This window comes from Metamycoplasma alkalescens, from assembly GCF_900476125.1.
Taxonomy (GTDB): Bacteria; Bacillota_I; Bacilli_A; order Mycoplasmatales; family Metamycoplasmataceae; genus Metamycoplasma; species Metamycoplasma alkalescens.
The window spans coordinates 617114-628090 of record NZ_LS991949.1 but is presented as its reverse complement, the minus strand read 5'-3'; the positions used below and the strand labels follow the sequence as shown (position 1 = coordinate 628090).

General features: G+C 26.7%; 9 protein-coding genes. 2 read left to right on the top strand and 7 right to left on the bottom strand.

What is annotated here, in order from left to right:
* Nucleotides 1-144: 144 nt before the first annotated feature.
* The 7 genes from D2845_RS02700 to D2845_RS06710 all read right to left on the bottom strand — a co-directional run bounded on the left by D2845_RS02700 (nt 145) and on the right by D2845_RS06710 (nt 7287).
* Nucleotides 145-1533: a BspA family leucine-rich repeat surface protein gene (locus tag D2845_RS02700; protein WP_117275981.1), complete on the bottom strand. Its 1389-nt coding sequence runs from the start codon at nt 1531-1533 to the stop codon at nt 145-147.
* Between the two features lie 271 nt (nt 1534-1804).
* Nucleotides 1805-2512 (bottom strand): ribonuclease III family protein, encoded by a 708-nt coding sequence (locus tag D2845_RS02695; protein ID WP_110858484.1) that lies wholly within the window; start codon nt 2510-2512, stop codon nt 1805-1807.
* On the bottom strand, nt 2499-3518 hold the full coding sequence (gene plsX / locus D2845_RS02690; protein WP_002881566.1) for a phosphate acyltransferase PlsX: 1020 nt from the start codon (nt 3516-3518) through the stop codon (nt 2499-2501). Before plsX ends, D2845_RS02695 begins: the two co-directional genes overlap by 14 nt.
* An 11-nt stretch (nt 3519-3529) precedes the next feature.
* Nucleotides 3530-5155 carry a DAK2 domain-containing protein gene (locus D2845_RS02685; protein ID WP_002881564.1) on the bottom strand — a complete coding sequence of 542 codons (1626 nt, stop codon included), beginning with the start codon at nt 5153-5155 and terminating at the stop codon, nt 3530-3532.
* Nucleotides 5155-5451: a hypothetical protein gene (locus tag D2845_RS02680; RefSeq protein ID WP_002881562.1), complete on the bottom strand. Its 297-nt coding sequence runs from the start codon at nt 5449-5451 to the stop codon at nt 5155-5157. Before D2845_RS02680 ends, D2845_RS02685 begins: the two co-directional genes overlap by 1 nt.
* Before the next feature lie 16 nt (nt 5452-5467).
* Nucleotides 5468-6724, bottom strand: coding sequence for a serine hydroxymethyltransferase (gene glyA / locus D2845_RS02675; RefSeq protein WP_002881560.1), 1257 nt, complete (start codon nt 6722-6724; stop codon nt 5468-5470).
* 41 nt (nt 6725-6765) lie between these two features.
* A complete protein-coding gene (locus D2845_RS06710) occupies nt 6766-7287 on the bottom strand; it encodes a hypothetical protein (RefSeq protein WP_002881559.1) in 522 nt (173 codons plus the stop codon).
* Nucleotides 7288-7613: 326 nt separating this feature from the next.
* Here D2845_RS06710 and D2845_RS02665 point away from each other — a divergent pair, with 326 nt between their 5' ends.
* Both D2845_RS02665 and D2845_RS06705 read left to right on the top strand, forming a co-directional pair.
* Nucleotides 7614-10535, top strand: a complete 2922-nt coding sequence (locus D2845_RS02665) for an AAA family ATPase (RefSeq protein WP_110858485.1) — start codon at nt 7614-7616, stop codon at nt 10533-10535.
* 87 nt (nt 10536-10622) lie between these two features.
* Complete coding sequence (locus tag D2845_RS06705; protein WP_002881555.1) at nt 10623-10934, top strand: hypothetical protein; 312 nt, start codon at nt 10623-10625, stop codon at nt 10932-10934.
* Nucleotides 10935-10977 lie beyond the last annotated feature (43 nt).

Sequence of the window (10977 nt, the reverse complement as noted above, 5' to 3'; positions counted from 1 at the left end):
AAATTCAGACAATTTGCATTATGCAAAAAAAGTCTGAATTTTATTTTGATAACTACCAAATTCATTGGCATTTAAAAAATATTTTATAAAGTTTATTTAAATTTGTAATTTTAAAAATTAAAATGCAATGAATGAGAATTAGAATTATTCTTTAATTTTTTTATTATTTTTATATTCAATTCATTTTGCAGGTTTATGTCCGTTTTTCCATTCTTTATTTGATTTTTGATCAAATGCATCTCATTTTTTAACTTTTGGAGTTTTTCAATCTGAGATATTTTGATTAAATGCTTTAGCATCTAAAAACATATTTCCCATATCTTCTACATTAGAAGTGTCTCATCCAGAGATATCTTGATTGAATTTATGAGCTGAATAAAACATATTTCTCATATTCTTAACATTTTTAACATTTCAAGTATTTAGAGGTTGGTTAAATTCATGAGCAGAAAGGAATAATTGTTCCATATCAGTTACACTTGATACATCTCATCCTGAAATATCTTGGTTAAACTTAAATGCATGTGCAAATAAACTGTTCATATTTTTAACTTTTTTAGTTTTGTTTCCTCATAATAAAGGTTTATTTCCATTGTTGAATACTTTTGCTTTCTGGAAAACTCTTTCCATTGATGTAACATTACTTATATCTCATTTTGATAAATCTTGGTTAAATGCTTCTGTTTCAGAAAATGCAAAATCTAGAATTCTAACATTTGAAACATTTCATTTTGATAAATCTTGATTAAACATTTTTGCTCCAACAAACATTTGATCAATTGTTTCTAGGTTTGAGGTATCTCATCCAGAAATATCTTGATTAAATTTAGCAGCATCCCAAAACATTGATCTTGTTGAAGTAATTTCTTTTGGTAATTCAGTTGGAACTTCCTCAACTGTTGTTGGCATTGAAACTGCTCTTATATGAAGTTTATTACCATCATGATTATCTTCATGCTCATAATAACCAATTTGAACTATTTTCTTAACATTCTTAAATTTATCACCATATTTTTTTGTATCTGATAAATCAATTGCATCAGTTTCTTGAAGTTTACCATGCTCATCAATATATTTAGTTACTTGCTTTCCTTCTTTAACTTCACCAAATTCTAAACTTACTTTAATTTTTCCAACATTTAACTCAAGCTTTTGGCCTGATTGCCCTTTTTTAGGTCTTTCTCTTAATTTACTTTGATCAACTAATTTAATTAAAGATTTTGAATCTGGTCTTGTGATTTGTTTTTTAATTTCTTCAACAAGCATTGAATAATTTTTTGCACTAGTTACTTTGTTTTTGAAATCTTTATTTCAAATTTCTTTAACTTGAGAAGTAACTCTTTCAATTTGTTCTTTCTTTTCTTTCTCTTTTTGTTCTTTTTCTTTTTGTTCTTTCTCTTTTTGTTCTTTTTCTTTTTGTTCTTTTTCTTTTTGTTCTTTTTCTTTGTTTTTACATGAAGCTGCAATTAGTGGTAATGCAGATATTGATGATATTGATCCTATTGCTAGTAGTATCTTATTTGTTTTTTTCATACTTTTAATAAAATTAAATCCTCTCTTAAAATAAAATTCAATTTTTTAGTTCTTGTTTCTAACATATATTATGGACATTTTTTTATGTAAATTTGGTCCATTTAAGTAATAGTAACATTTTTTTTTTTTTTTGAAAAATAGGGAATTTTTTCCCTATTTTCACTTCTTTTAGCATGATTTTGATTGAAATTTTATTCAAATTTATTTAAAAAATAGAAGATTATTTTATTTAAAAAATATATGAAAATTCCATTCTTATAGATTTTAAATTTTATTTTTTTAGTTTCTCTAAAGCATCAATTGCAGCTTTTGTTTCAGCTTCTTTTTTGGATTTACCAAAACCTTCACCATACTGAATATTTTCAAATTTAACAATTGAACCAAATGTGTTGTTAGGAAGTTGTTCAGTAATGTATTCAACATTTGAAGCACTTGATTTTTGAAAGAATTCTTGTAAAACATTCTTGGGATGTGAATGTTGTGAATTATAATGCTCTTCAAAGGTTAACCCCAATGTATCATTTGTGATTTGCATTGCAATATTTAAACCATAAACAATATAAATTGCACCAATAAAGGCTTCATAGAGATTGGAAATTGTTTTTTGATTTATTCCATTAATAAAAGCTGATTTTGAATGTCTTAGATGTTGGAATAAATGATATTTTTTTGCTAGTTTTGCCAAATTATTTTTGTCAACAATTGAACTTCTTAATTTTGTTGCTAAACCCGATTCCCACCATGGATTTTTTTTCGCAATTCATTCAGTTGTAATAAATTGTAATAACCCATCACCAATAAATTCTAAATAGTCATTATGGTGAGAGTTTTTGTTTTCATTTGAAAATGATTTATGTGTAAAAGCAGTAATTAAAATATATTTTTGCTTATCATCCAAAGAAGAAACATCTAAATTAAAATTAGCGAGAAATAATGATAATGAATTCCAAAAAATTATATCTTCTTTACTTAATTTCATTATTGATTTTACTTAGTCCTTCTTTAAGATTCTTATTAAAATCTTCTTTGTCTAAAACAAATTTAATTTGGTTTAAAGCATTTTCAAATGCAATTTCATCGGATCCACCATGAGCTTTCACCACAACTTTTTCAAGTCCAATAATATAAGCACCGCCAACATTGCGATAATCAAACTCATTTTTAAGTTTGTTCAATTGTTTTTTGATTAATAAACCACCAATTTTAGTTTTTAAATTTGTATGAATGATTTTTTTAAGAAGTTTTCCAAATCCAAGAAAAGATGATTCCATTGTTTTTAAAAAGATATTTCCATTTTGACCATCAGCAAGAATGATATCAACAACACCATTAATTGCATCTTTTGGTTCAATGAAACCAAGATAATTAAGATTTGAAGTTTCTTTTAACAACGAGTTGGCTTCTTTAAGAATTGTGCTTCCTTTGTATTCTTCACTCCCAATATTTAATAAACCAATGACTGGATTATTTGAATTAAAAATTAATTTGTGATATTCATTTGCAATTATTGCTCAATTTTGTAAATACTGAGCAGACGTTTCAATATTTGCACCTGCATCAAGCAATAAAGTATGTATTCCTTTTGTTGATGGCAAGACTGGCATAAAAGCAATTCTTTCAACATTTGGCAATCTTTTTATTTTTAACATTGACAAAGTTGTAAAAGCACCACTATCACCACTGCTTAATATTGCATCAAAATCATTTTTAATTAAATAATTAAAAGCATCTAACATTGATGAAGGATTTTTTAGTGCTTCTCTTGGACTTGATTTAATATAAACTAAATTTTTTGAATCAACAATGATGAAATCATCTTTTGTTAATGAAAAAGGTTTTTTTGCTAATTCCTCTTCAATAATTTCTTTGTCTCCAACTAAGGCAATTTCATAATTTTTATTTTTTGATTTAAAAGCAGCAGCTCCAAGAATTGCAAAATGAGTACCATTATCATTATTTAAAACATCAAAAACAATTTTTTTCATTTTAATTTCTCCTATTCTGCAGCAATTAGATATGGATAAATATCTTGTCCACCATCATAAATTTCAAAAGTGATATTGTAATTAATTTCAATATAATTTTTTAAATCATTAATATCAGCTTCTGTGACTCCTTGACCATAGAAAACCGTTACTAATTGTGTGTCTTCATGAATTAATTCATCTAGTAATCGGTATGCTGCTTCATTAAATGTTGGTGCGGTATCAACTAATTTACCTTCATTTATAACCATGAAACTACCAGCTCTAACTTTAATATTGTTTAATTTAGTTGTTTTAATTGAGGGAGCAATTTCACCATAATGAATATATGATAAAGCATTATTCATTAATTCGTGATTATCTTCAGGACTATTATCTTCATTGAAGTTGTATAAAATACTTAAACTCTGTGCTTGTGATTTTGTTGGAATAATGATAATTTTTTTATCTTTGATAATTGTTGAAGCTTGCTGTGCTGAAAGAATGATATTTGAATTATTAGGAAGAATAAAAATTGTTTCAGCATTGATTGATTCAATTGCAAAAATAATATCTTTTATTGAAGGATTATTTGTTTGGCCGCCTTCAATAATATATGAAGCGCCGTTTTCTTTTAATAAATTAATAATTCCTGAACCTGTGTTGCATGAAATAATTGCTGATTTTTTAGGTTTATTATCTGTATTATCATTGCTTTGCATTGAATCACTATTTTTTTTGCTATTGTTTGCTTGCAAGGTCATATTTTCAATCTTTATCTTTACAAATTGACCTAAATTATCAACAATATTCAATATATTTCCAGGTTTAGCTGCATGAATATGAATTTTTAAAAAAGTATCATCTTTAACAACAACCATTGAGTTACCGTGTTTTTCTAATTTACTAATCAATGATTCTTTATTGAATTTTTTTGGTTTTTTAAGTTCAACAATGAACTCTGTGCAGTAACCAAATTCACCATCAAAAACTTCAGTATCAGAAATGAATTTATTAACTTCTAGTTCATTTTCTAGTGGTTTGATTGCATTGCCTTCAAAATATGCAAGAATTCCTTCAATAATTGCATATAGTCCTTCACCACCAGAGTCAGTAACATTTACTTCTTTTAAAACTGTTAATAAATTTGGTGTGTTATCACAACTTTTACGCGCCATATTTAAGGCTAATTTCAAAACATCAATAATATCTGTGTCAATTAAAACGCTTTCTTTTAGCCCTTCAGAAATTTCCCTGATAACAGTTAAAATTGTTCCTTCAATTGGTTTTAAAACAGCATTATAGGCATATTTTGCTGCTTCTTCAAACCCTCGAACCAAATCATAAGAATTTATATCTTTTTTATTTTGAAAAGCAACTGAAAAACCTTTAAAAATTTGACTTAAAATAACTCCAGAGTTTCCTCTTGCAGAAAATAACATATTTTGTGCAATCGCACTTGATGCATTAGATATTGATAGATTATCATTTAATTTAACCTCTTCTGCACCCAAAATTGTTGAAGCCATATTAGAACCAGTATCACCATCAGGGACTGGGAAGACATTTAATGCATTAATTAAATTTTGTTTATTTTTTAAATTATAAGCTCCAGATAAAACAGCATTTAATCACTCTTTTCCATTAATATTTCTCATTATTTAATCCCTTTTATGTAAACACTTAAACTTGATATTTTTAAATTATTTTTCTCTAATCTATAATTTAGTACTTGATAAATTTCTTCAACAATTATTTTTGCATTTAAATTAACTAGGATAATTAAACCAAGACTTAAATCGATTCCATTTTTTATTTGTCTACTTTTTTGAATAATAATCCCATTGTTTTCAAAATCAATGCCATTTTTTTGATCTAAAGGGCAAAAATCAACAATTCCAGCCACAACTGAGATCCAATTTTTAATGTTCGTTTCTAAAGTATCATATTCCATATTCTATAAACCCCAATTATTTTTTAATATAGTTTCTTTTAATTGGAAACATTGATGTTAATTTTGCAATCTCTTTTTTAATTATTTTTTTTAAGTCACCATTTTGATGTTCTCTTAAACATTTATCAATTAAATTTGCTAAGATAATGAACTCATCTTCAGTAAATCCTCTCGAAGTCATTGCTGCAGTCCCCAATCTGATTCCACTTGAAACAAGCGGACTTTCTGTGTCATTTGGAATTGAATTTTTATTAACAGTTATATTACATTCTTGTAAAATTGCTGAAGCTTCTTTTCCTGTTAGTCCATATGATTCTTTCACATCAATCATAAATAAGTGATTTGCAGTTAATCCGGAAATAACTTTCACACCCTTGTTAATAAAAGTTTGGCAAAATACTTTTGAATTCTTTAGCAATTGTTTTTGGTATTCAATAAATTCAGGTTGCATTGCTTCATAGAATGAAACAGCTTTTCCAGCAATTTGGTGAAACAATGCTCCTCCTTGATAACCAGGGAATACAGCACGATCAATTTTTTTAGCAAGATCTTCATTATTTGTTAGAATAATTGCTCCCCTTGTTCCTCTTAATGTTTTGTGTGTTGTTGTCATGATTACATCAGCATAACCAACAGGAGAAGGGTGCAATCCAGCAATTACTAACCCTGAAATGTGTGAAATATCAGCAAATAAGTAAGCACCAACTTCATCAGCAATTTTTTTAAACTTATCAAATTCAACAATTTGCGAATAAGCTGAATAACCACAAATGATCATTTTAGGTTTAACTTTTTTAGAAATTTTTAGAACTTCGTTGAAGTCAATTATTCCGTCTTCATTAACACTGTATGTATAAGATTCATAAAAAATACCGCTAAATGAGATTTTATACCCATGTGTTAAATGTCCACCTGAATCAAGTGATAATCCTAAAACCTTGTCACCAGGATTTAAAAGCGACATATAAACAGCAGCATTGGCGACAGAACCAGAATATGGTTGAACATTAGCAAATTTAACATTGAAAAGTTTTTTTGCTCGCTCTTGTGCTAGTAGCTCAATTTGATCAATGTATTCACAACCACCATAATATCTTTTTCCGGGATAACCCTCACCATATTTATTGGTTAAACATGAACCTACAGCATTCAATACATCTTCAGAAACATAGTTTTCAGAAGCAATCAATTCAATATGTTCTTCTTGTCTTTTAGATTCATTTTCAATAATTTGCGCAATTTCTTTGTCATGTAGCGATATTTTTTTATACATATTCAACCTCTTTATATAAAAATAAAAAAACTAAACTTAAATTAGTCTAGTAATGATTTTTGTTCTTTTTCTAATTTTTCTAGTTCAATTCTTTTTTTATTGTCGATATTTTTTTCTATTTTTTTAATAACTAACAAAATAGGAAGTGCCAATAATGCTAAACCAACAGCAGGTAATACCCGATATATTCAACTTTCTGCACCAGATGATACAACGAAAGATGACATTGCAATTGCAAATGGGACTAAAAAAATTAAGGAATTTCTTTTCAGTGCTTTAAATTTAAAAATTAGTAAGCAAGCAACTAACGTTTGCAATGTTGCAATTAGAATTGCAACTGGTAACAAAAGTTCTCATCTTGCAAAATTTTTGGTTGTTGGAATAATTCAACCATCTTTTCCAATTAACAAAAATAAAATAAATGAAGGTATTGCAATTAAAAATAAACTTGTTAAAGCAGTTTTTCATGAATCTGAAAGAGTTCTTTTTTCTTTTTTGATTTCAAAGCTTTGATAATTATTAATATTTATTTTTTTATTCTTTCATTTTTTGTGATTTGACATTTATCATACCTCTTTTATTTTAAATATAAATTTTATCAAATATTGCACCTTATTTTAAATTGAAATTAGTAATTTCCTAGGATAAAACAATAAAAAAAATCAAATTATTGAATTTATTGAATCTAGTGAACTGATTTTTTGTTTTTATTTGAATTTTTTATAGATTATAAAATCTAAAATTCATCGACTATTTTTCAGATAGATTTTAATTATAAATGTTCAATAAATTAATTATTATTGATATTTTTTTAGTTACTACTATAATTTATTTTAAAGTAAGTTATTTGTAATTAAAAAAAGATTAAATTTATGGAGAACAAACAAGAATGAAATTAATACAAGTAGAAGCTCACGGATTTAAATCATTTGCAGATAAAATCACCTTAAAATTCAATGGCGGAGTTGCAGCAATTATTGGACCAAATGGTTCAGGAAAATCAAACATAAATGATGCAATTCGTTGGGTTTTAGGTGAAACTAGTTCTAAAGCACTACGTGGAGATAACATGGAAGATGTTATTTTTGCTGGTTCCAAAACAGAAAAAGAAATGGATCGTGCTGAGGTAGTTTTAACATTTGATAATAAAGATCGGGCAATTAGTGTTCAAGATGATTTTTTTACAATATCACGTGTCTTAAATCGAGGTAAAGGATCAAATGAATATTACATTAATGGTGAGATTGCGCGTCAAAGAGATATTAAAGAAATTGCCATGCAAAGTGGAATTTCAAAATCTTCTTTAGCAATTATTAGTCAAGGAACAATTTCGGATATTGCTGAAGCTACACCTGAAAGACGGCGTGAAATTTTTGAAGAAGCATCAGGAACTTCGATGTATCGTTCAAAAAAACAAGAAGCAATGCGTAAATTAGAAAGAACACAAGAAGCACTAAATCAAATTGAAATTGTTGTTCAAGAGTTAGAAAAACAAATTAAACCATTACAAAAGCAAGCTGAAAAAGCAAAAATTTATACTCAAAAAACCCAGGAACTAAAAGATCTTGAAGTGTCTTTGTTGATTCATGATTTTATTGAACATTCACAAAATCTTGAAAAATTAAGTACTGAATCTTTAACTTATAGTCAAGAAAAAGAAGATTTAGAAATAAAAATAAAAATGTATTCGGACATTGTTGAACAAAAAAGTGATTTAATGGCAAATTTAGATTCAACAATTACAAAATTAAGCACCCAAATTGATGAAATAACAAATCAAATCACAAACCTAGAAATTCGGGCAGCAAGAGAAGAAAAACATCGTGAGATGCTAATTAATGGTGAAATAACTGTTGATAATAAACAAAAAAAAGCTGCTTTAAAAGATGAATTAAGTTCTATTCATACAAAAATTTCAATCATAAAAGAATTTATTCAAAAACAAAAACAAGAAATCAACAGTCTTAATGAAAAAATTGTTGCTATCGCTGCAAAAAAACAAGATATCAAAAATGAGATTGATTTTCAAAAAGATAAAGTACAAAAAATAAATTCAAAATTAGATTACTTATTAAACATTAAAAATTCAAGAAATAATCTACAAAAAGGAACAAGAAATATTGTTAATAATGCGCATTTATTTAAAGGATTTAAAGCATTAGTAATTGATCTTATTGGAGTTGATACACAATACAAAATTGCAATTGAAACAATATTGGCAAATGCTTTGCATCATATTGTTGTGGACAACTCAGAAACAGCAGTTAAAGCGATTGAATTTTTAAAAAATAATAATGGTGGAAGGGCAACTTTTATTCCTTTAGGTTCAATTGCTCCAAAGCATGTTGTTGAACATTATGCAATTGCTGCACAAACGCAAAAAGGATTTATTGGTATTGCTTCAGATTTAGTCGTTGTAGAAAAAGAGTATGAAATTCTAAAAAAATTCTTATTGGGCAATATTTTAGTTGTTGATAATATTGAAAATGCAAATAAAATTTCAAAATTATTAGAAAAAAGATACATGGTTGTAACGCTTGATGGCGATATCATTCGTGTTGGTGGTGTTCTAAGTGGGGGACAAAAAAATGAAGATTCCTCATTGTTGGGTTTGGATGAGCAAATTAAAGATTTAGAATCGCAAAAACCAAGTATTCTAAGTGACATTGCACAAAAAAATGAAATCTATATTAATTTAGAACAAGAAGAAAAAAACTTAGGAATTTTATTATCAAATATTAGTTTAGACATTAGAAAACAAGAATTTCTTTTAGAAAGTAATGAAACTAAATTTGATGAGTTAAGAATCAAATATGAAAGCATTAGTGATGAAAAAATTGATGAATTAAAAGTTGTTGATATTGCTTCAGAAATTCAAAAATTAATTCTTGAAAAAAGTAATTTAATTGCAACTAGAAATTCACAAAATGAATTACTACAAACAACCAAAAAAGAATTCTCAGATGCAAACACAAAAAAAAGTATTGCAAACAATGAACTTAATATTTTGATTACTAATAATGCAAATAAGATTGCTGAAAAAACCAAATCAGAAGTAATGATTAATAACATTACAAAAAGATTAGCAGAGCAATATAATATGCTTTTTGAAACGGCTAAAGAATTTTATAATCCTGATATTGATTTTGAAGTTGCTAGAAAAATTGTTGATGATTTAAAAAATGATATTAAAGAATTGGGTTATGTTAATCTAAACTCAATTGCGCAATTAGAAGAAGTCGAAAGTCGTTACAATGAAGTTAAAACACAAGAAAAAGATATCATTGAAGCTAAAAGAACAATTGAAGAAGTAATTGATGAAATGGATAAAATTATTATTCAAAGAATTACTGAAACTGTTTCGCTTGCAAATGAAGAATTTAAATATGTATTTTCAAAAATGTTTGGGGGTGGAACGGCTGAAATAAGATACACTGATCCTGATAACTTATTAGAAAGTGGGATTGATGTTATGGCTCAACCTCCTGGAAAATCAATTAAAAATTTGAAACTATTTTCAGGGGGTGAAAAAGCCTTGATTGCAATTTCATTGCTATTTTCAATCTTGAAAGCCAAACCATTACCATTATGTATTTTGGATGAAGTTGAAGCGGCTTTAGATGAAGCAAATGTGATCCGTTTTGCAGAATTTTTACAAAACTTAAAAGAAAATACACAGTTTATTGTGATTACACACCGTCAAGGAACAATGGAAAGAGTTGATAAATTATATGGTGCAACCATGCAAAAAAGAGGGGTAACTAGTTTTTTCAGTGTTAATCTAACTGAAGCTAAAAAACTGATCAATTAAATAATTTATATTTCTCAAAATTGACCCCACAAGGATTAAAAAATGATTATGATATAATTAATTAGCGCAATATTTAAGGAATTAATTATGTATGGATTAGTTTTTTATTTAAAAAAAGAAAACTTAATTAGAGAATATACAAAAGAAAAAGAAAATATTGATAAAGAAAACTATAAGCAAGCATATGAAGATATTCGTGATATCTTACGTCATTATGGTTTTCATTGATTATCAAACAGTTTCTATTTCTCAAGATCAATAAATAATTTGTTACAAATTACTAAAGCCTTACAACATTTAAGAACAATAAATTGATTTAAAAAATCATTAGTTTCTTTTCATGTTTTTAAAATGGAGGATTTATCAATTTTTACAGACTATATTATTGAAGAAGATTAAAATAAAAATGAAGTTAAAAGATTTTTTCTATCTTAAAACTTCA